The sequence below is a fragment of the Methylobacterium sp. A49B genome (assembly GCF_053346215.1).
This window is the reverse complement of sequence record NZ_JBKFBO010000127.1, coordinates 71,897-93,637: the sequence shown is the minus strand read 5'-3', so window position 1 is coordinate 93,637 and position 21,741 is coordinate 71,897. Positions and strand designations below refer to the sequence as shown.

General features: G+C 70.3%; 21 protein-coding genes. 11 read left to right on the top strand and 10 right to left on the bottom strand.

Annotated elements, in window-relative coordinates; translation table 11 throughout:
* Positions 1–112 precede the first annotated feature (112 nt).
* From ACLBX9_RS26030 to ispG, 5 genes are all read right to left on the bottom strand, one after another.
* Positions 113–517, bottom strand: coding sequence for a type II toxin-antitoxin system VapC family toxin (locus ACLBX9_RS26030; protein ID WP_447720944.1), 405 nt, complete (start codon positions 515–517; stop codon positions 113–115).
* Positions 517–762 carry a type II toxin-antitoxin system VapB family antitoxin gene (locus ACLBX9_RS26025; protein ID WP_010684969.1) on the bottom strand — a complete coding sequence of 82 codons (246 nt, stop codon included), beginning with the start codon at positions 760–762 and terminating at the stop codon, positions 517–519. Before ACLBX9_RS26025 ends, ACLBX9_RS26030 begins: the two co-directional genes overlap by 1 nt.
* An 81-nt stretch (positions 763–843) precedes the next feature.
* Entirely contained in the window at positions 844–1,179 is a 336-nt protein-coding gene (locus tag ACLBX9_RS26020; RefSeq protein ID WP_447720943.1) for a DUF6968 family protein, read from the bottom strand.
* A 13-nt stretch (positions 1,180–1,192) separates the two neighbouring features.
* Positions 1,193–3,196: a potassium transporter Kup gene (locus ACLBX9_RS26015; protein WP_447720942.1), complete on the bottom strand. Its 2,004-nt coding sequence runs from the start codon at positions 3,194–3,196 to the stop codon at positions 1,193–1,195.
* A 246-nt stretch (positions 3,197–3,442) separates the two neighbouring features.
* Positions 3,443–4,771: a flavodoxin-dependent (E)-4-hydroxy-3-methylbut-2-enyl-diphosphate synthase gene (gene ispG / locus ACLBX9_RS26010; protein ID WP_447720941.1), complete on the bottom strand. Its 1,329-nt coding sequence runs from the start codon at positions 4,769–4,771 to the stop codon at positions 3,443–3,445.
* A gap of 375 nt (positions 4,772–5,146) precedes the next feature.
* Here ispG and ACLBX9_RS26005 point away from each other — a divergent pair, with 375 nt between their 5' ends.
* From ACLBX9_RS26005 to deoA, 9 genes are all read left to right on the top strand, one after another.
* Positions 5,147–6,274 (top strand): patatin-like phospholipase family protein, encoded by a 1,128-nt coding sequence (locus ACLBX9_RS26005; RefSeq protein WP_010684973.1) that lies wholly within the window; start codon positions 5,147–5,149, stop codon positions 6,272–6,274.
* 404 nt (positions 6,275–6,678) lie between these two features.
* The gene (locus ACLBX9_RS26000) at positions 6,679–8,370 is read left to right on the top strand and encodes a methyl-accepting chemotaxis protein (protein WP_447720940.1); all 1,692 of its coding nucleotides are present in this window, start codon (positions 6,679–6,681) and stop codon (positions 8,368–8,370) included.
* Positions 8,371–8,527: 157 nt separating this feature from the next.
* A complete protein-coding gene (locus ACLBX9_RS25995; protein WP_010684975.1) occupies positions 8,528–9,082 on the top strand; it encodes a glutathione peroxidase in 555 nt (184 codons plus the stop codon).
* A 56-nt stretch (positions 9,083–9,138) separates the two neighbouring features.
* A complete protein-coding gene (locus ACLBX9_RS25990; RefSeq protein ID WP_447720939.1) occupies positions 9,139–9,777 on the top strand; it encodes a sigma-70 family RNA polymerase sigma factor in 639 nt (212 codons plus the stop codon).
* A 92-nt stretch (positions 9,778–9,869) separates the two neighbouring features.
* Complete coding sequence (locus tag ACLBX9_RS25985) at positions 9,870–10,634, top strand: anti-sigma factor family protein (protein ID WP_447720938.1); 765 nt, start codon at positions 9,870–9,872, stop codon at positions 10,632–10,634.
* 64 nt (positions 10,635–10,698) lie between these two features.
* Entirely contained in the window at positions 10,699–11,127 is a 429-nt protein-coding gene (locus ACLBX9_RS25980) for a cytidine deaminase (RefSeq protein WP_010684978.1), read from the top strand.
* Positions 11,120–11,944 (top strand): purine-nucleoside phosphorylase, encoded by an 825-nt coding sequence (locus ACLBX9_RS25975; RefSeq protein ID WP_447720937.1) that lies wholly within the window; start codon positions 11,120–11,122, stop codon positions 11,942–11,944. Before ACLBX9_RS25980 ends, ACLBX9_RS25975 begins: the two co-directional genes overlap by 8 nt.
* Positions 11,937–12,668 carry a deoxyribose-phosphate aldolase gene (deoC, locus tag ACLBX9_RS25970; RefSeq protein WP_447720936.1) on the top strand — a complete coding sequence of 244 codons (732 nt, stop codon included), beginning with the start codon at positions 11,937–11,939 and terminating at the stop codon, positions 12,666–12,668. Before ACLBX9_RS25975 ends, deoC begins: the two co-directional genes overlap by 8 nt.
* 2 nt (positions 12,669–12,670) lie before the next feature.
* The gene (deoA, locus tag ACLBX9_RS25965) at positions 12,671–13,969 is read left to right on the top strand and encodes a thymidine phosphorylase (RefSeq protein ID WP_447720935.1); all 1,299 of its coding nucleotides are present in this window, start codon (positions 12,671–12,673) and stop codon (positions 13,967–13,969) included.
* A 100-nt stretch (positions 13,970–14,069) separates the two neighbouring features.
* Here the strand turns inward: deoA and ACLBX9_RS25960 are convergent, their stop codons facing one another.
* From ACLBX9_RS25960 to dnaK, 4 genes are all read right to left on the bottom strand, one after another.
* Complete coding sequence (locus ACLBX9_RS25960; protein WP_010684982.1) at positions 14,070–14,384, bottom strand: hypothetical protein; 315 nt, start codon at positions 14,382–14,384, stop codon at positions 14,070–14,072.
* Positions 14,385–14,493: 109 nt separating this feature from the next.
* Positions 14,494–15,132 (bottom strand): class I SAM-dependent methyltransferase, encoded by a 639-nt coding sequence (locus ACLBX9_RS25955; protein WP_010684983.1) that lies wholly within the window; start codon positions 15,130–15,132, stop codon positions 14,494–14,496.
* Positions 15,133–15,271: 139 nt separating this feature from the next.
* Positions 15,272–16,417: a molecular chaperone DnaJ gene (gene dnaJ / locus ACLBX9_RS25950; RefSeq protein ID WP_447720934.1), complete on the bottom strand. Its 1,146-nt coding sequence runs from the start codon at positions 16,415–16,417 to the stop codon at positions 15,272–15,274.
* A gap of 181 nt (positions 16,418–16,598) precedes the next feature.
* Positions 16,599–18,515, bottom strand: coding sequence for a molecular chaperone DnaK (dnaK, locus tag ACLBX9_RS25945; RefSeq protein WP_447720933.1), 1,917 nt, complete (start codon positions 18,513–18,515; stop codon positions 16,599–16,601).
* A 388-nt stretch (positions 18,516–18,903) separates the two neighbouring features.
* On the opposite strand from dnaK, the gene ACLBX9_RS25940 reads away from it, so the two are divergent.
* On the top strand, positions 18,904–19,896 hold the full coding sequence (locus ACLBX9_RS25940) for a hypothetical protein (RefSeq protein ID WP_010684986.1): 993 nt from the start codon (positions 18,904–18,906) through the stop codon (positions 19,894–19,896).
* A gap of 100 nt (positions 19,897–19,996) precedes the next feature.
* Here the strand turns inward: ACLBX9_RS25940 and ACLBX9_RS25935 are convergent, their stop codons facing one another.
* A complete protein-coding gene (locus ACLBX9_RS25935; protein ID WP_238287148.1) occupies positions 19,997–20,542 on the bottom strand; it encodes a YqgE/AlgH family protein in 546 nt (181 codons plus the stop codon).
* A 676-nt stretch (positions 20,543–21,218) separates the two neighbouring features.
* Between ACLBX9_RS25935 and ACLBX9_RS25930 the strand changes: the two genes are divergently transcribed.
* Positions 21,219–21,698 carry a peroxiredoxin gene (locus tag ACLBX9_RS25930; protein ID WP_010684988.1) on the top strand — a complete coding sequence of 160 codons (480 nt, stop codon included), beginning with the start codon at positions 21,219–21,221 and terminating at the stop codon, positions 21,696–21,698.
* Positions 21,699–21,741: the final 43 nt, after the last annotated feature.

The window sequence follows — 21,741 nt, the reverse complement described above, 5'->3', positions numbered from 1 at the left end:
GCGGTGGCGCACACAGTCGGATCATGGGACGGCGGTCGCCAAACTGAGGGCGGGCGGAGCACTATCGTTGTCCGCCCGCTGTGCCGAAGACCGCTCTTGAGAACTGATGTCTTTACGGGACGGTCTCCAGATCCGTCCTGCGAAATTCGTCGGCCGTGGCGAGGATCGGCATGTGGAAGAACCGCGCGGCCGCGTAGTGGAGGCAATCGCCGAGATTGAGTCTGTGGCGGCCGGCCCGGTATCGATGCGCGGCCGAAAGGGCGAGCGCCGTCGTCTCGCTGGCCGGCGGGAGATCGCAGATCTCGATGCCCCTGGCATCGAGAAATTCGAGGACGATTGGTTCGACTGCTTCGACTGTCATGTCGAACTTGTCGGGCCGCGCGAGCGCCAGCACAGTTTCGAGAACCGCAACAGGTGAGGTTCGACACTGACTGGCCGAAGCGAGCGCTGCGGAGATCCGGTCGGCCTCCGGCTCGTCCGCCAGCAGGGCGACGATCGCGGAGGCATCCACGAACATCAGCGGCTTTCCCACATTGCGTCGTAGATCTCCCGCGGCAGAGGCTCCCGGGCGGTGTCGCCCAGCGTGATCCCATGCTGTGCGCGCAACCGGGCCGCGGTCTCCCGCGGCGTCTCCGCCCGGTGCCTGCGCTCGATCGCCTCCCGCATGGCGATGACGATCGCCTCGCTGATGCCGACGCCCGCCATGGCGGCGAACCGGCGCGTCAGCGCGTCGGCTTCGGGATTGTTGACGTTGATCGCCATGGGGATTCGCCTTCGTTGCCCGATGTAGATAGTCCCGCGCGTCGATCTACACCAGCGGCTGGCACGTTGCCGTCACCTGCCTCACCCCTCGAAGGTCTTGTCCATGCCGATCAGTAGATCGCGGCCGTTCTTCGGGATCGGAAAGCCGTATCCATCGCCTGGCTTGTCCCACATCAGAGTGCCGGCCTTGTGGGCGTCGCAGACGTAGAGGTCGATGCCGATTTTCTGCATCGTCAGATGGAGCGCCTGCAGTGCATCGACGCCGGCTCCGAAGCTGTCTCGCGGCTCTCCGGGCCAACCGATCGTGTAGCGGCAGATCCAGTGGCCGTCGTCATATTCCGGCGCGCAGAGCCGGACCGGAACGGAAATATCCGCGTCCGGACTCCGGATGGTCAAGATGCGCGTGCCGATGACCATGGCGGCGCGATCCTCACACCGTCACCTGCGTCCCGACCTCCACCACCCGCCCGGTCGGGATCTGGAAGAAGTCCGTCGCGTCGTTGGCGTTCTTGGCCAGCGTGATGAAGATCCGGTCCTGCCAGAGCGGCATGCCCGAATGCGCCGCCGGCCGGATCGAGCGGCGCGACAGGAAGAACGACGTCGCCATGATGTCGAACTTGAAGCCCTGGCGGCGCAGCAGCACCAGGGTCTTCGGGATATTCGGCGTCTCCATGTAGCCGAACTTCATCACGACCTTGTAGAAGTGCGGGCCCACCGGCTCGATCCGCACCTTGTCGGCCTCGTTGGAGCGCGGCGTGTCCACCGTCTCGACGGTGAGGATCACGTTCTTCTCGTGCAGCACCTTGTTGTGCTTGAGGTTGTGCAGCAGCGCCGCCGGGGCGATCTCGGGGTCGCTCGTCAGGAACACCGCGGTGCCGCGCACGTGGTGGGGCGGGCTCTTCTCCAGCATGCCGACCAGTTCGACCAGCGGCACGTCGGTCTTGCGGGTCTTGTTGAACAGGATCGTGACCCCGCGCACCCAGGTCCACATCAGGATGATCAGGCCCCCCGCGAGCAGCAGCGGCACGTAGCCACCTTCCACCACCTTGATCAGGTTGGAGAGCAGGAACAGGAACTCCAGCACGATGAAGGGCAGCATCACGGCCGCGGCCGCCACCGGCGACCATTTCCACATGCGCCACATCACCAGGAAGGTCAGCGAGGCGGTGAGCAGCATCGTGCCGGTCACCGCGATGCCGTAGGCGGAGGCGAGCGACGACGAGGTCTTGAACAGCACGGCCAGCAGGACGACACCGATCATCAGCAGCGAGTTGATCTGCGGCAGGTAGATCTGGCCGGCATGCGACTCGGAGGTGTGACGGATCTCCAGCCGCGGCAGCAGGCCGAGCTGGATCGCCTGCCGGGACAGCGAGAAGGCGCCGGTGATCACCGCCTGGCTCGCCACCACAGTGGCCAGCGTGGCGAGCAGCACCATCGGCAGCAGGCCCCAGGCCGGCACGAGCTGGAAGAACGGATCGGCGGTGTCGGGCTTCTCCAGCACCAGGGCGGCCTGGCCGAGGTAGTTGAGGGCGAGCGCCGGGAAGACGAGGCCGATCCAGGCCACCTGGATCGGCTTGCGGCCGAAATGGCCGAGATCGGCGAACAGCGCCTCGGCCCCGGTCACAGCCAGGAACACGGCACCCAGCGCCACCAGCGCGCCGGTGCCGTGGCCGAGCAGGTAGACCACGGCGTGCACGGGATTGACCGCCCGGAACACCTCCGGGTGCAGGGCGATGTGCGGCAGCGCCGCCAGCGCCATGGCGAGGAACCACACGATCGTCATCGGCCCGAAGAAGGCCGCGACCTTGCCGGTTCCGCGGTTCTGCACGAGAAACAGGGCGACGATGATCACGACGGTGATCGGCAGGACGTAATCGTCGAGGGCGGGCGTGACGAGCTTTAGGCCCTCCACCGCCGAGAGCACCGAGATCGCCGGGGTGATCACCGCGTCGCCGTAGAACAGCGAGGCGCCGAGCAGCCCGAGCATGAACACGATGCGCGAGCCGCCGAGCGCCTTCCGGGCAAGCGCCATCAGCGAGAGGATGCCGCCCTCGCCGTTGTTGTCCATGCGCAGCAGGATCGCGACGTACTTCACCGTCACGATCATGAACAGCGCCCAGAGGATCAGCGAGACGGTGCCGATCACCTCCTCGGGCAGCAGGATCCCGTCCGTCCGGGCCGGGCCCAGGGCCTCGCGGAACGCGTAGAGCGGGCTCGTGCCGATGTCGCCGTAGACGACGCCGACCGAGCCGACCAGCAGCGTCCAGAACCCGGCATGGCCGTGCTGGGTCTCGGCCTTCTCGGGGGCGTCGAGGGTCCCGGAGGTGGCCGGCCCCTGCAACGGGCCCTGACCGTCCGCGTCACTGGTTGGGGCCGAGTCGCGGGCGTCGGACGCGGGCTGGGCTGCGACGCCGGGTGCGAAGATTTGGCTCATGGGAATGTCGGAAGCTCGGGCGTGGCCGGCGCTTCGCGGTTCGGCTCAGGGGCCAGTCGGGGCCGGGCAGAAAACGCGAAGACTCCGCCGAACCGCGCGGGCCGGCCACCGGGCCGACCGCTCACGGGATCGTGGCGCGTTGCTACCACGGCCGCGTGCGGCCGGAAACCGTGTTGCATTGCGAAGGGCGCGGAGCTGGGTCTCGGCGCGGCGAGGCTGAGGGACGCGGGCGCGATGCGCCCGTCGTCACTCCGCCGCGGTGCGCGTCCCGCCCTGGCCGAATCGGCGCTCGATGTAGTCGATGACGATCGTCTCGAAGTCCTTGGCCAGCGTCGGGCCGCGGAGCGTCATCGCCTTCTTGCCGTCGATGAAGACCGGCGCGGTCGGCGTCTCGCCGGTGCCGGGCAGGGAGATGCCGATATCGGCATGCTTCGATTCGCCCGGGCCGTTCACGATGCAGCCCATCACGGCGACGTTCAGCCCCTCGACGCCCGGATAGGTCTTCTTCCACTCCGGCATCGAGGTGACGATCCAGTTCTGGATGTCGCGGGCCAGCTCCTGGAACGTGGTCGAGGTCGTGCGGCCGCAGCCCGGGCAGGCCGCCACCATCGGCACGAAGGTGCGGAACCCCATGGTCTGCAGGAGTTCCTGGCTGGCCTTGACCTCGACGGTCCGGTCGCCGCCGGGCTCGGGGGTCAGCGAGTAGCGGATCGTGTCGCCGATCCCCTCCTGGAGCAGCACGCCGATGGCGGCCGAGGCGGCGACCAGGCCCTTCGAGCCCATGCCGGCCTCGGTGAGGCCGAGATGGATCGCGTAGTCCGAGCGGCGCGCCACCTCGCGGTAGACCGCGATGAGATCCTGCACCGCCGAGACCTTGGCCGAGAGGATGATCTTGTTCTGCGGCAGGCCCAGCTCCACGGCGCGGTCGGCCGAGCTGATCGCCGAGCGGACCATCGCCTCGCGCATCACCGCACGGGCATCGATCGGCCGCGGCGACTTGGCGTTCTCGTCCATCAGGTGGGTGAGCAACTCTCCGTCGAGCGAGCCCCAGTTGGCGCCAATCCGCACGGTCTTGTTGTGCTTGATCGCCTGCTCGATGATCGCCGAGAACTGCGTGTCCTTCTTGGCCTTGAAGCCGACGTTGCCGGGATTGATCCGGTACTTGGCCAGCGCCTCGGCGCAGGCTGGATGGTCGGCGAGCAGCTTGTGGCCGATGTAGTGGAAGTCGCCCACCAGCGGCACGTGGACGCCGATCCGGTCGAGGCGCTCGCGGATCTTCGGCACCGCGGCCGCCGCCTCGTCCCGGTCGACCGTGATGCGCACCAGCTCCGAGCCGACCCGGGCGAGCTGGGCGACCTGCGCCACCGTGGCGTCGATGTCGGCCGTGTCGGTGTTGGTCATCGACTGGACGACGATCGGGGCACCGCCGCCCACCGTGACCGCGCCCTCACCCTCGCCGACCGTGACGCCGACCGTGCGGTGCCGCGGGGCGGGGCCGGCGATCTCCGGGCCGCCGCCGGCCAGCGGGTTCTCGGCGGGGATTTCGGAGGGGTTGGTGGCTTCCATGACTTCCATCGTGGACCTTCGCGTGCGCGCCTCGCGGGGTGCCGGAGCCGGGACGGCTGCCGGGCCGGTCCCGGGGACACGCCTCGCCGGAACTTCGGGGCTGCCGCGGGTTAGCTGCGGATGACCCGGCGCCGCGTCAAGGCGGCGCCGCGCGGGGCAGCATCGCGCATGACAGCATCGCGGCTGTCATGTCGTATCCGCGCGCGGATGTCGAGTTCGCTGCACGTCCCGCAGGCGTCTGCCGACCGCGGGACCGAGTTTTCATCTCCCTCTGTTGCTGATTCGCTCGAGCAGGGTGGAGCGCGATCCGCCGGGCGCATCCCTGGCGTCCGGTTGATGCTGCATTGCAGCATCCCATCTTAGCGGGCTGATCAGGAGGCCCATATGAGCGAGCAGTCCGGCGGCGCCGAGCCGCACAATCCCGCCACCGCGGTACCGGAGGCGCCCGTTTCGGACGCAATCGAGGCGCCCCCCGCCCACGCGCCGGGTCACATGCTGGCCGGTCCCGGCGCCGAGAAGCCGGTCGCCCTGGCGCTGCAGGGCGGCGGTGCGCACGGCGCCTTCACCTGGGGCGTCCTCGACGCTCTGATCGAGGACGGGCGGCTCGGTTTCGAGGCGGTGACGGGGGCGAGCGCCGGCGCGATGAACGCCGTCGTCCTCGTGGACGGCTGGCTGAAGGGCGGCCCGGACGGGGCCCGCGAGGGGCTGGAGCGCTTCTGGCGCGAGGTCAGCCTCGACGGCGATCTCGGGCCGGCCCAGCGCAACCTCGTCAGCGGCCTGTTCAGCCTGTGGAAGGGCAACCCGGTGGCCGAGTTCTGGGCCAAGATGCTGGCGCCGAGCCCCTACGTGTCGAACCCGCTCAACATCAACCCGCTGCGCAAGGCGCTGGCCGAGCAGGTCGATTTCGACCGCCTGCGCGAGGCCGACACGGCGGGCCTGTTCGTCTCGGCCACCAATGTCTGGACCGGCAAGCTCGCGGTGTTCGAGCGCGAGCGACTGACCGTCGACCACCTGATGGCCTCGGCCTGCCTGCCCACCGTCTTCCAGGCGGTCGAGATCGACGGCGTGCCCTATTGGGACGGCGGCTATCTCGGCAACCCGCCCCTCTACCCGCTTCACCGCGGAGCCCAGACCCGCGACATCGTGCTGGTGCAGATCAACCCCGTGGAGCGGCGCGAGACGCCCCGCACGGAGAACGAGATCCGCGACCGTCTCAACGAGATCACCTTCAACGCCAACCTGATGCGGGAATTGCGGGCGATCGACTTCCTCGACGGGCTGATCGAGGAGGGCGTCCTCGGTCAGGGCGAGTACCGCCGGGTCCTGGTGCACCGGATCGACGGGACCGACGCGCTGGAGGACTACAACGCCGCCTCCAAGCTCGATGCCCGCTGGACCGTGTTCAAGCGCCTGCGCGACAAGGGCCGCGGCGCCGCGCAGACCTGGCTCGCCGAGAACTACGAGCGGATCGGCCGGGATTGCACGGTCGATCTGCAGCAAGCCTATCAGTGACACGGGCCGCTGATCGCGAACGTGCGAAGCGGTCTCCAGTCGAAGCTTCCTGTCGGTGAAGACCGCTCCATCATCGCGCGCAGCGAAAAGGCGTGAGGACGGTGCGATAACCACGAGCGTGGCGCCGGCCGGACCGCTTCGCTGCGCTCGTACAGATGGCGCCGCCGAGACGATCGGCCGGAAGCGGCATGATTGATATCTTGATCGCGTTCGCGAAGATTTTTAGGCGAGAAAAGGTCCAGACCTCGCGAACGCATATCTAAAAAAGGCAATTGGCTATATTTTTCCGCCTAAATTTCCAGAAACACAACTACATATATTCTTCACGAACCTCCGTTACGCGCACCGGGATGGGGCGCACATCGCAGAATAGCGCGTCCGTCACTTTGGGGAGGTGCTGAAACATGTCGCTTCGTATGTCTGATTACAGGATCAGCATCAAGATTGCGCTGGTCATGGGTGCGATGCTCGTCGTTACGCTGATCGTCGCCGCCATAACCCTGCGGAACACCGATGAGATCCGGGACACGCAGGATTGGATCGGGCACACGCAGACCCTCTTGACACACGTCGACCGGTTGAACCTCGCGATCGTCAACCGTGAGACGGGCCTGCGCGGCTACCTGCTCTCCGCGGAGCAGCGCTTCCTCGAACCCGAGACGGCCGGGCGCGAGGCTTTCGCGGCCGCCTGGGCGGAGGTGCGGCGGCTGACGGCGGACAATCCCGCGCAGCAGATCCGCTTGGCGGACCTGAAGGCCCTGGCCGACCGCTGGGGCAGCGAGTTCGCGGATCGCGAGATCGCCCTGATGGGCGACGCGGCGACCCGGGAGGAGGCCCGCCGGATCATGCTCACGGGCGTCGGCAAGGCGGTCATGGACAAGATGCGCGCGAAGACGGCCGAGATCGCCCAGACCGAGCGCGCGCTGATGCAGGAGCGGGCGAATGCCGCTGCGGCGGCCATCGCGACGACGCGCTCCGCCATCCTGACCGGGCTCGGGCTGATGGCGGGCATCGGCCTCGTCGGGCTGACGCTCCTGCAACTCGGCATCGCCAAGCCGGTCCGCGCCATCACGGCCGCGATGACCCGGATGGCCGGCAACGACCTCAAGACCGAGGTTCCCGGCGTCGGACGCGGCGACGAGATCGGCGCCATGGCCGATTCGGTTCAGGTCTTCCGGGACGGCCTCGTGCGGGCCGCGGCCCTGGAGACGGAGGCGGCGCAGGCGCGCGTCGCCCTGGAGGCGCAGCGCAGGGCCGCGATGTCGGAGATGGCCGACGGCTTCGAGACGGCGGTCGGCGGCGTGGTCCGCGCCGTCTCGGCGGCGGCGACCGAGCTGGAATCCGCCGCCGCGCGCATGAGCGCCGCCGCGACCGAGACGGCCGACCAATCCACCGCGGTCGCGGCGGCGGCCGAGCAGGCGGCCTCGAACGTCAACACGGTGGCGGCCGCCGCCGAGGAGCTGGGTGCGACCGTCAACGAGATCGGCCGTCAGGTGCAGACGGCGGCCGGCTTCGCCGACACGGCCGTCTCCGAGGCCGGGAAGTCCTCGGACCTGATGCGCAGCCTGCGCGAGAGCGCGATGCGGATCGGCGACGTGGTCGGCCTGATCTCGGGCATCGCCGCGCAGACGAACCTGCTGGCGCTGAACGCCACCATCGAGGCGGCCCGGGCCGGTGAGGCTGGACGGGGCTTCGCGGTTGTCGCCAGCGAGGTCAAGGAACTGGCGGGCCAGACCGCCAAGGCCACCGAGGAGGTGGCCCGGCAGATCGGTGAGATCCAGTCCTGGACCGGAGACGCCTCGCAGGCGATCGCCGCAGTCGTCAGCCGCATCGACGAGATCAGCGCGGTCTCCGGCGGGATCGCCGCGGCGATCGAGGAACAGGGCTCGGCGACCCAGGAGATCGTCCGGAACGTCGGGCAGGCGGCGCTCGGGACCGGAGCCGTCACGTCGAACATCGCGGCCGTGGCACATGCCGCCGGAGGGGCGGGGACTGCCGCCGCGCAGGTGCTCGACTCGGCTTCCGGCCTGTCGGGGCAGGCCCGGCAGCTCGACGCCGAGATGCGCCGCTTCCTCGACACCGTCCGGGCGGCCTGAGGCTGGCTCCGCAGACCTTCGCTTCCGCCGGCCGGCGGCTCTGCGTCCATTCAGCCGCCCCGGCCCGTGAAACGATGGTGGGCTTGGCGCGTTGGCGCGCGAGCGGAAGCGTCCGGCCCGGCTTGGTCCGGCCCGGTCCGGCAAGGAGGTCGACGCCATGACGATGCTGCGCCGCGAAGCCCTGATCCTGATCGGTGCCGGCCTCGCAGGGGGTGCCCGCGCCGCCGAGGCCGCGCGGGCCACCGACTTCGCCTTCGAGACGGCCGAGGGCGCGCCGATGCCGCTCGCCGCCTATGCGGGCAAGCCGGTTCTGGTGGTGAACACCGCCACCGCCTGCGGCTATGCCGGCCAGCTCGCCGGGCTCCAGACCCTGTGGACCCGCTTCGGCGACAGAGGGCTCACGGTGATCGGCGTGCCGTCCCCTGATTTCGGCAATCAGGAGCCGCTGGACGGGCCGGCCATCGCGGAGGCCGCCCGGAAGAACCACGGCGTCACCTTCCCGCTTACCGCCAAGACCCGGGTGAAGATGCCGGGCGCTCATCCCTTCTACCGCTGGGCCGCCGCGGAGCGCCCGGGCGAGACGCCGCGCTGGAACTTCCACAAGTACCTGATCGCCCGCGACGGCAGCCTCGCGGCGGCCTTCGCCACGCAGGTCGAGCCCACGGATCCGCGGATGATCGCGGGCATCGCGGGCGCCCTCGAACAGGCCTGAGACGCCGCGAGTCCAGGAGGCGGGATTAAAGGCCGGCGCCCCCGCGTTCACACCCTATGACATTGGACAAGCAGAAGCGCCCGGACATTATCGACCTGCTGGTGCCTCTGCGGCGCTATGCGCGGTCCCTCACCCGCGACGCGCTGCGGGCGGACGACCTCGTGCACGATACATTGGTGCGCGCGCTGGAAATGCAGCATTCCCTGCGCCCGAACACCAACCTGCGCACTTGGATGATGACGGTGCTGCACAACGCCTTCATCGACGAGCAGCGCCGCCGACAGGTCGAGGCACGTCACGCCGACACCCTGGTGCGGATGGCCGAGGATATGGCGCCCCCCGCCCAGGAGGGGCGGGTGCGCCTCGCCCAGATCCGGCAGGCGTTCCTCACCCTGCCCGAGGAACAGCGCGCGGCGCTTCACTTGGTCACCCTGGAAGGCATGGCCTACGCGGACGCCGCCGCCGTGCTCGGCATCCCGATCGGCACGCTGATGTCCCGCCTCGGCCGAGGCCGGGCGGCGCTGCGGGCCTTCGAGGAGGGCGGGCGTGCTGACCGGCCGGCCGACGAGGCCGAGCCCGGCGCGAGCGCCCCGGGCGCGCGGCGCGGGCCGCCCTCCGCCCTCAGGCTCGTCGTGTCGGACGAGCCGAAGGGCCGGTCCGGATGGCCTCTCCGCCGCGCGGCCGGAGAGAACTGAGAGCAACAGCCCGGCGCCGACGGTGCCGGTACGATCGAACGACTGGAGCCGGCGGATCGCCTCCAGGGCACGCTGGATTCGAGGACTTCACGATGATGGATCCGATCACAGACGACGATCTCATCGCCTTCGTCGACGGGCAGATCGACCCGATGCGCCGCCTCGAGGTGGAGGCTCATCTGGCGAACGATCCCGCGAGCGCGGCCCGGGTCATGGCCGAGATGCACGACCGCGACGCCCTGCGGGCCTGCTTCACGCCGGTCCTGGGGCCCGGGCCCGATCGCAACGTCGTGCTGGCGCGCCGCTTCGACCGGAACCTGCGCTGGCGCCGGGTCGCGTCGCGCCTGAAGCGGGCCGCGGCCATCGCGGTGCTGGTGGGCGCGGGCTGGCTCGCTCATGACGAGATCGGCCGCTTCGGTATCCCCGACACGCTCGCGGCGACGCCCGACCCGGCCCTGATCGCGGATGCCAAACAGGCCCGCGCCGTCGCGCAGCTGCGCAAGAGCATCGCCAACCAGGGCGACAGCCCCGTCTACGACCGGGCGCGGCTGCGGACCGTCACGGGAATTGACCTTCCGGCACTTCCGGACGGCTGGCGGGTGCGCGACATCCAGATCTTCCCGGCCCGGCACGGGACCGGCATCGAGATCGCCCTGGATGCCGGCGACCTCGGCGAGGCATCGCTGTTCGCGACCCGCGGCATCCGCGGCGGCCCGGCGACGCTCACCGGCTCAGACGACGGCGATGTCCTGTCCTGGAACGCGGGCGACACCGCCTACGCGCTGAGCGGCCCACGGGACGACGCGGATCTGCGGCAGGCCGCCAGCCTGCTCGGCGCGGGCACGGCGGTGCGCTGAGCGCACGCTGAGGCTGATCGGGGACCCTCGACAGCGCACCCCGGCTGGTGCCAATGATCGGCCCATGCAGGCCGCGGATTCGGAACGGGCAGGTGACGGGCTGACGGCCCTGTTCGAGGCCGCCCGCGCGGTCCGCGCGCAGGCGCACGCGCCGTATTCCCGCTTCCGCGTCGGTGCCGCGCTGCGCGATGACCGGGGCGGGGTCCACGCCGGCTGCAACGTCGAGAACGCGGCTTATCCGGTGGGGACCTGCGCGGAGGCCGGGGCGATCGCCGCCATGGTGGCCTCCGGCGGGCGGCGCATCGCGGCGATCCTCGTCTGCGGGGACGGCGTCGGCCTCGTGACGCCCTGCGGGGCCTGCCGCCAGCGCATCCGCGAATTTGCCGGGCCGGACACGCCGATCCATGCCGCCGGGCCTGACGGTGTCGCCCGCACCTTCACGCTGGCGGAACTGCTCCCGGAATCCTTCGGTCCGGAGACGCTGGGTGAGTGAGGCGGCCGCCCTCGCGGCCCTGCGCGCCGCGGGCTTTGCCGGACCTTATGCCTGCGCGCTCGTGACCGGCACCGGGCTCGGTGGCGTCGCGGCGGCCCTCCATGACGCGATTGCCCTCGACTACGCGGCGATCCCCGGATTCCCGGGGCCGGGCGTCAGCGGCCATGGCGGCCGGCTGCACCGCGGGCGCCTCGCGGGGCGGCTCGTCCTGGTCTTCGAGGGGCGCGCGCACGCCTACGAGCGCGGCGATCCGGCGGCGATGCGGGTGCCGCTCGCCTGCGCACACGGTCTCGGTGCCCGGCGCCTGCTGCTCACCAACGCCTCCGGCTCGCTGCGGCCGGAGGCCGGCCCCGGTCGCCTCGTGCTGCTCGCCGATCACATCAACCTCTCCGGGCTGAATCCGCTGATCGGCGAGGCGAGCGACGCGCGCTTCGTGCCGATGACCGAGGCCTACGATCCGGATCTGCGGCTGCGGCTGCACGCGGCGGCCGCAGCCTGCGGCCTGCCGCTGGGGGAGGGGATCTACGCGTGGTTCTCCGGTCCGAGCTTCGAGACGCCCGCGGAGGTCCGGATGGCCGGCCTCCTGGGGGCCGACCTCGTGGGCATGTCGACCGTGCCCGAGGTCATCCTGGCGCGCTTCCTGGGTCTGCCGGTGGCGGCGATCTCGGTCGTGACCAACCTCGCGGCCGGGATCGCCGGGGGCGCACCGCACCACGCGGAGACGAAGGCGATCGCGGCCCGCGCCGCGGAGGATCTCGGACGCCTCGTCCGGGCCTTCGTGGCCGGCCTGCCCGAGGGAGAGACGGCCGATGACTGATGCCGAAGCCGGTGCCGTCGCGCGCCGGGCGCTGCCGCTCCTCGATCTCACCGATCTCGGCGAGACCTGCACGGAGACCAAGATCGATGCCCTCTGCCGGGACGCGAAGCGCGGTGCCGTCGCGGCGATCTGCGTCTGGCCGCGCTTCGTCGAGCAGGGCGCCCGGGCGCTCGCCGGCACCGGCATCCGGGTCGCCACGGTGATCAACTTCCCCGCCGGCGGCGAGGATTGCGCCCGCGCCACCGACGACACCGCCGAGGCCCTGCGCGACGGGGCCGACGAGATCGACCTCGTCCTGCCCTATCGCGCCCTCCTGCGGGGTGACGGGGCCTTCGCCCGCGACATGGTGGAGGCCGTGCGCGACACCTGCGGCGCGGCGACCCTCAAGGTGATCCTGGAGACCGGCGAACTCGGCGATCCCGGGCGGATCCGGGAGGCCAGCCGGCTCGCCCTGGAGGCGGGCGCCGACTTCCTGAAGACCTCCACGGGCAAGAGCCCGGTCTCGGCAACGCCGGAGGCTGCCGAGGCGATGCTGGCCGAGATCCGGGCGAGCGGTCGGCCCGCAGGCCTCAAGGTCTCCGGGGGCCTGCGCAGCGTCGCCGATGCCGGAATCTATCTGGACTTGGCCGACCGGATCATGGGGCCGGGCTGGGTGGGTCCCAGGACCTTCCGGCTCGGCGCGAGCAGCCTGTTCGAGACGTTGATCCAGGCCCGGGACCTGTGAGCATGCGGCTGCCCCAGGAGACGATCCGCGCCAAGCGCGACGGCCTGCCCCTCGCTTCCGAGGAAATCGAAGCCTTCGTGCGCGGGCTCACCGACGGCGCGGTGGGGGAGGGGCAGGCGGCGGCCTTCGCCATGGCGGTGTTCTTCCGCGGGCTGACACTGCCGGAGCGGGTGGCGCTGACCCGGGCAATGGCCGAATCCGGCCGCGTCCTCGCCTGGGATCTGCCGGGGCCGGTCCTCGACAAGCACTCCACCGGCGGGATCGGCGACACGGTGAGCCTGCCGCTCGCCGCCATGGTGGCGGCCTGCGGCGGCTACGTGCCGATGATCTCAGGCCGGGGCCTCGGCCATACCGGCGGCACGCTGGACAAGCTCGGCAGCATCCCGGGCTACGACGCGACGCCCGGGCTCGACGCCTTCCGCCGGGTCGTCGGCGACGTCGGCTGCGCGATCATCGGCCAGACGGCCGACCTCGCCCCCGCGGACCGCCGCCTCTACGCGATCCGCGACGTGACCGGCACGGTGGAATCCCTCGATCTGATCACCGCCTCGATCCTGTCGAAGAAGCTCGCCGCCGGCCTCGACGGGCTGGTGATGGACGTCAAGCAGGGGTCCGGCGCCTTCATGGCGACCCTCCCCGATGCGCGGGCGCTGGCCGGGAGCATCGTTACGGTGGCGGAGGGGGCCGGGCTTCGCACCGCCGCGCTGATCACCGACATGGACGCGCCGCTGGCCAGCGCCGCCGGCAACGCCGTCGAGGTCGCCTACGCCATCGACTACCTGACCGGCGCGCGCCGCGAGCCGCGCTTCCACGCGGTCACGCTGGCGCTCGGGGCCGAGATGCTGGTCGCCGGGGGGCTCGCGGCGGACCGCGCCGCCGCCGCGGAGCGGCTGGAGCGGAGCCTCGCGTCGGGGCAAGCGGCCGAACGCTTCGCCCGCATGGTCGCAGCCCTCGGCGGGCCTGCCGACCTCCTGGACAAGCCGGGTCAGCATCTGCCCGCGGCGCCGGTGCGGCGGCCGGTCCATCAGGACGGGACCGTGGCGGGCATCGCGACCCGCGCGCTCGGTCTGGCTGTCATCGAACTCGGCGGGGGCCGGACCCGGCCGGAGGATCGCATCGACCCGCGTGTCGGCTTCACGGACCTAGCCGGACACGGCTCGGCGGACGGTCTGCTCGGGATCGTCCACGCGGCCGACGCGGCGTCGGCGGAGCGGGGCGAGGCGGCTCTGCGCAAGGCCTACAGGATGGGCGAGGCGGCCGCCCCGCGACCGGCCGTGATCGAGGCTGTCGGCGCCCGATAGCCCACCGCACCGGGGGCGGGCCGCACCCGGGCATGACCGGGCGCGGCGTTCTCGTCTCAGCGCACGTCCCCGCGTCGGATCAGAGACGGCACTGTCGGGCTTACCAGCGGCCGTGGCCGTGACGATGGCCCCAGCCGCCGTGGTGATGGTGGTGACGCGGGCCGAAGCCGTGGTGGCGCCAGCCGTGATGGTGTCCGCGTCCCCAGCCGTGATGATGATGGCGCGGGCCGAAGCCGTGATGGTGACCCCATCCGCCGTGGCGGTGGCCGTAGCCATACTGGACAGTGGTGATGTCGGAGCCCTGCTGCAGTCCGGCATCCCGGCTGAGTGGCGCCGCCACGGCCGGCCCCGCGACGGCGAGCCCTCCGAAAGCCAGTGCGGTAGCCCAGCGGATACGTGCGGTCTTGGTGAACATCGGCGTCCTCCTGCTCCACGCCGGGCGCGATGCCGCGTCCGGCCGTGTCACAGGTATGCGCGCCTTAAGTTGACGCAAACGTGATCCATTCGCTCAGGCCGTGTTCAGGTCAGGGCCGGCGGTAGACCCAGACCCGGGCGGGCGGCAGGTTGAGCCAGACCCGGTTCGAGCGGTCGGCGGTGTAGCTGCCCGCCTCGCATCGGGCCGGGATCGGCGGCACCACCGCGTAGGTGAACTGCACGAAGGGCGCGCCCGGCCGCATCAGGTCATGGGCCGCGTTGAGCAGGTCTAGCCGCTGCTCCAGTGGCTTGGTGAACAGTGGCAGGCTGGAGATCGTCGCTGCGGCGGGTTGGTCGAGCACGCTTCGAAGAGTGCTGCGCATGTCGTAGGCGTCACCGCGGATGACGGTCACGCCCGGGAAGCGATGGGTCAGCAACCGGCAGAAATCGGGGTTGAACTCGACCAGGATCAGACGCTCCGGGGCGATGCCGCGCCGGATCAGCGCCTCGGTCACCGGGCCCGTGCCGGGGCCGAGCTCGACCACGGGCCCCTCAAGCCGCGGATCCACGTAGGACGCCATGGTCCGGGCGAGCATCTTGCCCGAGGGCGTCACCGCGCCGGTGACGAGGGGGCGCTCCAGCCAGGAGCGGAGGAACCGGGCCTCGTCCTCCAGGGGGTCGCGCCGCGGCCCGAAAATCGCGCTCCTGGCGGCAGGAGCATTCGCGTTGGGACGGCGGAGCGGCGGCAAGTCCTGGATTCCTTGATGCCGGATGAGAATGAAAGGCTAGGGACGGCGTTGTCTTACAGTCAAGCCGGGACGGCGCCTAGGGTGCGCCGGCCACGCCGGCCGGATGCATAACAGGTCTGCCCCCGTTTCGGATCCGGCCTCATGGCCGGACCGCGCCCCCGAAGAAGTCCCGCACCTTCGAGAAGAAGCCCGCGGATTCGGGATGGTTCTCCGGGGAAGCCGACTGGTCGAACTCCTGGAGCAGCTCGCGCTGGCGCTTGGTCAGGTTCTGCGGGGTCTCGACGAAGACCTGGATGTAGAGGTCGCCGACCTCCCGCGAGCGGAGCACCGGCATGCCCTTGCCCTTGATGCGGAACTGCTTGGCGGTCTGCGTCCCCGCCGGGATCCGGACCTGCGTCTGCGAGCCGTCGATCACCGGCACGGTGATCTCGCCGGAGAGCGCCGCAGTCACCATCGAGATCGGCACCCGGCAGAAGAGGTCCGCGCCGTCGCGCTGGAAGAACTCGTGCTGCTTGATCGACAGGAAGACGTAGAGGTCCCCCGCCGGCCCGCCGCGCAAGCCGCTCTCGCCCTCGCCGGCGAGCCGGATGCGCAGCCCGTCATCGACGCCCGCCGGCACGTTGATCGAGAGAGTGCGCTCGCGGTTGACCCGGCCGGCGCCCTGACAGGCGGTGCAGGGATCGTCCACGATCTCGCCACGGCCGTGGCAGTTCGGGCAGGTGCGCTCGATGGCGAAGAAGCCCTGCGCCGCCCGCACCCGTCCGTAGCCCGCGCAGGTCGGGCAGGTCCGCGGCTTCGAGCCCGGCTTGGCGCCGGAGCCGTCGCAGGCTTCGCAGGTCACCGACGTCGGGATCTTGATCGTCTCGGCCTTGCCGGCGAAGGCCTCCTCCAGGGTGATCTCGAGGTTGTAGCGCAGGTCGGCCCCGCGCTCGCGCCCCGGCGCGCCGCCGCGCCCGCGCGCACCGCCGCCCCCGCCGCGGCCGTCGCCGAAGAAGTTGTCGAAGATGTCCGACATGAAGTCGCCGAACTCGTTGCCGAATCCGGGTCCGCCCCCGCCCTGGCTGAAGGCCGCGTGGCCGAACCGGTCGTAGGCGGCGCGCTTCTGGCCGTCGGAGAGGCACTGATAGGCCTCGTTGATCTCCTTGAACTTGATCTCGGCGTCCTTGTCGCCGGGATTGCGGTCCGGATGATAGGTCATCGCGAGCTTGCGGAAGGCGACCTTCATCTCGCCGTCCGTGGCGGTCTTGGTGACCCCCAGGATCTCGTAATAGTCCTGCTTCGACATCCCGCCCTCAGGTGCCTTCCCGTCCCGGTCCGGCCTCCGGATCGCGACGTATCTACCATCGCACCGTCATCCCGGACTCCGCTTCGCGTCCCCGGAACGGCGGAGCCTTCAGATGAGCAGCGCACGCAAACGCGGGGCCGGATCGCTCCGGCCCCGCGCGGTCGTATCAGACTCGCGCGCCTCAGGCGCGCTTCTTCTGGTCCTTCTCGTCGACCTCCTGGAAGTCGGCGTCGATGACGTCGTCCTTCTTCTCGGCGGCCGCCGCCTCGGCACCGGCATCCGGGCCGGCCGCCTGGTTAGCGGCGTACATCGCCTCGCCGAGCTTCATCGAGGCCTGCATCAGGTCCGTGGTGCGGGCCTTGATCGCCTCGACGTCCTCACCCTCAAGCGCGGTCTTGAGCGCGGTCATCGCGGTCTCGATCGCGCCCTTGTCGGCCGCCGGGACCTTGTCGCCGTACTCGGTCACCGACTTCTCGGTGGCGTGGATCAGGCTCTCGCCCTGGTTCTTCACCTCGACCAGTTCGCGCCGCTTCTTGTCGGCCTCGGCATTCGCCTCGGCGTCCTTGACCATGCGCTCGATATCGGCGTCCGAGAGGCCGCCCGAGGCCTGGATGCGGATCTGGTGCTCCTTGTTGGTCGCCTTGTCCTTGGCCGTCACGTTGACGATGCCGTTGGCGTCGATGTCGAAGGTCACCTCGATCTGCGGCATGCCGCGGGGCGCCGGCGGGATGCCGACGAGATCGAACTGGCCGAGCAGCTTGTTGTCGGCCGCCATCTCGCGCTCGCCCTGGAAGACCCGGATCGTGACCGCGTTCTGGTTGTCCTCGGCGGTCGAGAAGGTCTGGGACTTCTTGGTCGGGATCGTGGTGTTGCGGTCGATGAGCCGGGTGAACACGCCGCCCAGCGTCTCGATGCCCAGCGACAGCGGGGTCACGTCCAGCAGCAGCACGTCCTTGACGTCGCCCTGGAGCACGCCCGCCTGCACGGCGGCGCCGATGGCCACGACCTCATCCGGGTTGACGCCCTTGTGGGGCTCCTTGCCGAAGAAGGCCTTCACCACCTCCTGGATCTTCGGCATGCGGATCATGCCACCGACCAGCACCACCTCATCGATCTCGGCAGGAGAGACGCCAGCATCCTTGAGCGCCTTGCGGCAGGGCTCGATCGTCCGCTGCACCAGGTCGTCGACCAACGACTCGAACTTCGCGCGCGAGAGCTTCAGCGCGAGGTGCTTCGGACCGGTGTTGTCGGCGGTGATGTAGGGCAGGTTGATCTCGGTCTGGGTGGCCGAGGACAGCTCGATCTTCGCCTTCTCGGCGGCCTCCTTGAGGCGCTGGAGGGCGAGCTTGTCCTTGGTCAGGTCGATGCCCTGCTCCTTCTTGAACTCGGCCGTCAGGTACTCGACGATGCGGTTGTCGAAGTCCTCGCCGCCCAGGAAGGTGTCGCCGTTCGTCGACTTCACCTCGAACACGCCGTCGCCGATCTCCAGGATCGAGACGTCGAAGGTGCCGCCGCCGAGGTCGTAGACCGCAATCGTGCCGGACTTCTTCTTGTCGAGGCCGTAGGCGAGCGCCGCCGCGGTCGGCTCGTTGATGATGCGCAGCACCTCGAGGCCCGCGATCTTGCCGGCATCCTTGGTGGCCTGACGCTGGGCGTCGTTGAAGTAGGCCGGGACCGTGATGACCGCCTGCGTGACCGGCTGGCCGAGATGCGACTCCGCCGTCTCCTTCATCTTCTGCAGCGTGAAGGCGGAGATCTGCGAGGGCGAGTACTTCTTGCCGTCCGCCTCGACCCAGGCGTCACCGTTGTCGCCGCGGGCGATCTTGTAGGGCACGAGGCCCTTGTCCTTCTGGGTCATCGGATCGTCGTAGGTCCGGCCGATGAGCCGCTTGATGGCGAAGAACGTGCGCTCGGGGTTCGTGACCGCCTGGCGCTTGGCCGGCTGGCCGACGAGCCGCTCGCCGTCGTCCGTGAAGGCGACGATCGACGGGGTGGTGCGCGCGCCTTCCGAATTCTCGATGACCTTGGGCTGCGTGCCTTCCATCACGGCCACGCAGGAATTGGTGGTGCCCAGGTCGATGCCGATAACTTTACCCATGGTGGGATCCCTCTTCTGTCGCGTTCAAGCAGACCGCCGAGCCCCGAAGCAGCTCGGCCCATGGCGGTGTCAGGGGTGATGTGAGTATGGGACCCGGGCCGGATCAAGGGCCGTGAACGGCTGAAACCCAGCGCGCAATCCCGCGTCGAGGGCGATATAAGAAGCGCCTTCCGGGCTCGCAAGGCGAAGCCTGCGCATTGCGACCGGAGGTAGGTGCCGGCGCTATCCCGTTGTGGTTAAACAGTAATGCCGCTGGAGGCCACGGCCGCGCCGGATGGCGTGATCGCATTTTGTTGCTTCGTTGCCACGTCCGCGCCATCGAGAGCATGTTAACGTTTCGACAAGGGGTTGCATGTGGCCCCGCCACTTCGTGTCCCTGTAGAGAACGATGCGTCTGAACCGCAGCCTCTTGCTCCCGTTCCTGGCTGCCGCGGTCGCGGCGCCGGCGATGCTCGTCGCGCCGCCGGCTCAGGCGCAGAATTTCTTCGAGCGTCTGTTCGGCATCAAGCCGGAGCGGCCGCCGGTGCCGCCCCGCGGCGTGCCCGAAGCCCCAACCCCCGCGCCCGCCCCGGCGGCACCCGGCGAGCCGGGTCAGCCTCCGGCCGCCGAGGCGCCGCGGCCCGCGCCCCAGCCCGCCCGGCCCGTGGTGCTCAAGACTCCGTCGGAAGACGGCGTGCTCGGGCAGGACCTTCAGTTGAACGGCCTGTCGGGCAACCTGAAGCTGGAGCGGTCCGGGACCGCCGTGACGGCGCGGATCAAGCTGCCGGGCACCAAGATCTCCCAGCCGGCGGAGTCCTGCACGGTGCCGCTCGGCGGCGGCAACCCCATCGCGTTGAGCACCGAGGGCAAGCCCGAGGGCGTGCCGCGCTTCGAGGCGGCCGGGGCGGAGTGCCCGCTGCGCTTCGACGTGACAGAGGGCGGAGTGCTGGTCTCGACGCTCGCCTCCGGTCCGGTCTGCACCTTCTCGGCCGCGGATTGCGCCACGACGCCCACGGGCCTGTGGGGCCCGCCCGCCGCGACCCTGATCCCGCGGGCGGGCGAGTTCGACACGGCGCGGGGCGTCGCCGACAAGGCGGTGCGCGACAACTACAAGCTCATGACCCAGCGCGCCCGGCGCGAGGACGTGCGGCCGATCGTGAGTGAGCAGGCGGCCTTCTCGTCGGATCGCGAGCAGCTCTGCCGGACCTACGCGCGAGAAGGGGCGCACGGGTTCTGCCACCTGCGGGTCACCGAGAACCGGGCGCTGGCGCTGGCGACGCGCCTCGGCGCCAACACGGCGGTGCCCACGGCCGCGGTCGCCCCGCGCAGGCCGCGGCCGAAGCCCGCCGTGGAGGGCATGAACCCGGATGCGGGCGTCGGCGCCGACGTCGCTCCGGAATAGGCGGCCGAGCCGATCGGGGCCTCGCCGCTGCCCGGCGGTTCTGGGTTGCTTCGCTCCGCTCGCAAGGACGGGGTGCCGCCCCGCCAAACCTCAGGCGGGCTCAGGCGCGGCCGGCGGTCATCGACAGCATGGCGGGATCGATGCCGTTGGCGCGCAGGACCAGATCGTACTTGGCGTCCAAGTCGGCGTTGAAGATCAGTGCCGGGTCGGCCGGGCAGTTGAGCCAGCCGTTGGCCATGATCTCGCTCTCGAGCTGGCCCGCCTGCCAGCCGGCATAGCCCAGTGCCAGGACCGCGCTCGCGGGTCCCTCGCCGCTGGCGATGGCCCGGAGGATCTCGACGGTGGCCGTGAGGCAGATGCCGTCGTCGATGATCAGCGTCGATTGCTGGATGTGGAAATCGTCGGTGTGGAGCACGAAGCCCCGCCGCCCCTCCACGGGCCCCCCCATCAGGACCGGCATGTGCCCGACCCGCTCGCGCAGGCGAATCGCGTCCGCCTCGGGCGCCACGTCCAGCTGGACGAGGAGGTCCGGCATGCTGATGTCGGTGGCCGCCTTGTTGACGATGATGCCCATCGCGCCGTCAGCCGAGTGGGCGCAGACATAGATCAGCGAGCGGGCGAAGCGCTCGTCGGCCATCCCGGGCATCGCGACGAGGAACTGACCGTCCAGGAAGTCCGGTCCCGACAGGGATGTCTGCTGCGGGCCGGCGCCCTTTCCGGCCCGTGCAGGAGCCGGAGGTGCGGAATCCGGTTTGCGGTGCAGAGGAGGCGCCATGACACTATGCTACGCCGCGTCCTCCGGTTGTCCAGCGGGCAAAAGGGACGCGGCAAGCGTGCTGCAAGTTCTGCGCGGTCCGATCCCGTGCGGAAGGATGGGCGGCCGGCGCGAGTCGCGCGCGGCCCGGTGACTTTTCGGGGCGCGATGATCGGGGCGGGTTCCGCCTCTCCGACCACCTTCGATCTTGAGGCGCAGCGCGCGCGGATCGAGCGCGCCCATCGAGCGCGTCCATCAGGAGACGCGGAGCTTCGTCGCCGGGCATCACAAGCTGATCGCGGAGCAGTCGAAGCTCGCCGCCGAGAAGACCAAGCTCGCGGTTGAGACCGCCAAGCTCGGGCGCGACCGGAGCCTCGCGCCCTGCCAAGGCGCACTGTCCGGCATGACGGCCGGGGCGCCCTGGTCGGTACGGGAGCCGCCTTCATCAAGCTCGTCGGGCCGTGAAGCTGCGTCAGCCCGCGATCCTCGACAGGCCCACGCCGCCACGCTAGGTCAGGCGCGCTGCTCACGCGTGCGATCCCAGCGCGCGGCAACGAGGGACCTCGCGATGATCCAGGTCGGCGACCATCTGCCCCAGGCCACCTTCCGGGTGATCGGCCCGGATGGCCCCATCGCCCGCACCACCGACGACGTGTTTAAGGGCCGGCGCGTGGTGCTGATCGGCGTGCCGGGCGCCTTCACCCCGAGCTGCCACCGCAACCACCTGCCGGGCTTCGTCACCCACAAGGACGAGATCCTCGGCCGCGGCATCGACGCCATCGCGGTGACGAGCGTCAACGACGTGTTCGTCCTCGACGCGTGGTCCAAGGCCAGCGGCGCGGAGGGCCTGGAGTTCCTGGCCGACGGCAATGCCGACTTCGCCAAGGCCCTCGGCCTGGAGATGGACGGCACGGGCTTCGGCCTCGGCATCCGCTCGAAGCGCTACTCGATGGTGGTCGAGGACGGCGTGGTCCGGAACCTCAACGTCGAGGAGACCCCGTCGAAGGCCGAGGCTTCCGGGGCCGAGGCGCTGCTGAAGGTCCTCTGAGCCGGCCCGCGCCGCAGCTCGGCCCTCTTAAGGCCACGTTCCG

Coding starts and splice junctions, on each gene's coding strand:
- ispG (WP_447720941.1), bottom strand. CDS start 4,771: ATGGAAGTCATGGAAGCCACCAACCCCTCCGAAATCCCCGCCGAGAAC.
- ACLBX9_RS25940 (WP_010684986.1), top strand. CDS start 18,904: ATGCGTCTGAACCGCAGCCTCTTGCTCCCGTTCCTGGCTGCCGCGGTC.
- ACLBX9_RS26000 (WP_447720940.1), top strand. CDS start 6,679: ATGTCGCTTCGTATGTCTGATTACAGGATCAGCATCAAGATTGCGCTG.
- ACLBX9_RS26015 (WP_447720942.1), bottom strand. CDS start 3,196: ATGAGCCAAATCTTCGCACCCGGCGTCGCAGCCCAGCCCGCGTCCGAC.
- deoC (WP_447720936.1), top strand. CDS start 11,937: ATGACTGATGCCGAAGCCGGTGCCGTCGCGCGCCGGGCGCTGCCGCTC.
- ACLBX9_RS26030 (WP_447720944.1), bottom strand. CDS start 517: ATGTTCGTGGATGCCTCCGCGATCGTCGCCCTGCTGGCGGACGAGCCG.
- ACLBX9_RS26025 (WP_010684969.1), bottom strand. CDS start 762: ATGGCGATCAACGTCAACAATCCCGAAGCCGACGCGCTGACGCGCCGG.
- ACLBX9_RS26005 (WP_010684973.1), top strand. CDS start 5,147: ATGAGCGAGCAGTCCGGCGGCGCCGAGCCGCACAATCCCGCCACCGCG.
- ACLBX9_RS26020 (WP_447720943.1), bottom strand. CDS start 1,179: ATGGTCATCGGCACGCGCATCTTGACCATCCGGAGTCCGGACGCGGAT.
- dnaK (WP_447720933.1), bottom strand. CDS start 18,515: ATGGGTAAAGTTATCGGCATCGACCTGGGCACCACCAATTCCTGCGTG.
- deoA (WP_447720935.1), top strand. CDS start 12,671: ATGCGGCTGCCCCAGGAGACGATCCGCGCCAAGCGCGACGGCCTGCCC.
- ACLBX9_RS25930 (WP_010684988.1), top strand. CDS start 21,219: ATGATCCAGGTCGGCGACCATCTGCCCCAGGCCACCTTCCGGGTGATC.
- dnaJ (WP_447720934.1), bottom strand. CDS start 16,417: ATGTCGAAGCAGGACTATTACGAGATCCTGGGGGTCACCAAGACCGCC.
- ACLBX9_RS25980 (WP_010684978.1), top strand. CDS start 10,699: ATGCAGGCCGCGGATTCGGAACGGGCAGGTGACGGGCTGACGGCCCTG.
- ACLBX9_RS25990 (WP_447720939.1), top strand. CDS start 9,139: ATGACATTGGACAAGCAGAAGCGCCCGGACATTATCGACCTGCTGGTG.
- ACLBX9_RS25935 (WP_238287148.1), bottom strand. CDS start 20,542: ATGCCCGGGATGGCCGACGAGCGCTTCGCCCGCTCGCTGATCTATGTC.
- ACLBX9_RS25960 (WP_010684982.1), bottom strand. CDS start 14,384: ATGTTCACCAAGACCGCACGTATCCGCTGGGCTACCGCACTGGCTTTC.
- ACLBX9_RS25995 (WP_010684975.1), top strand. CDS start 8,528: ATGACGATGCTGCGCCGCGAAGCCCTGATCCTGATCGGTGCCGGCCTC.
- ACLBX9_RS25985 (WP_447720938.1), top strand. CDS start 9,870: ATGATGGATCCGATCACAGACGACGATCTCATCGCCTTCGTCGACGGG.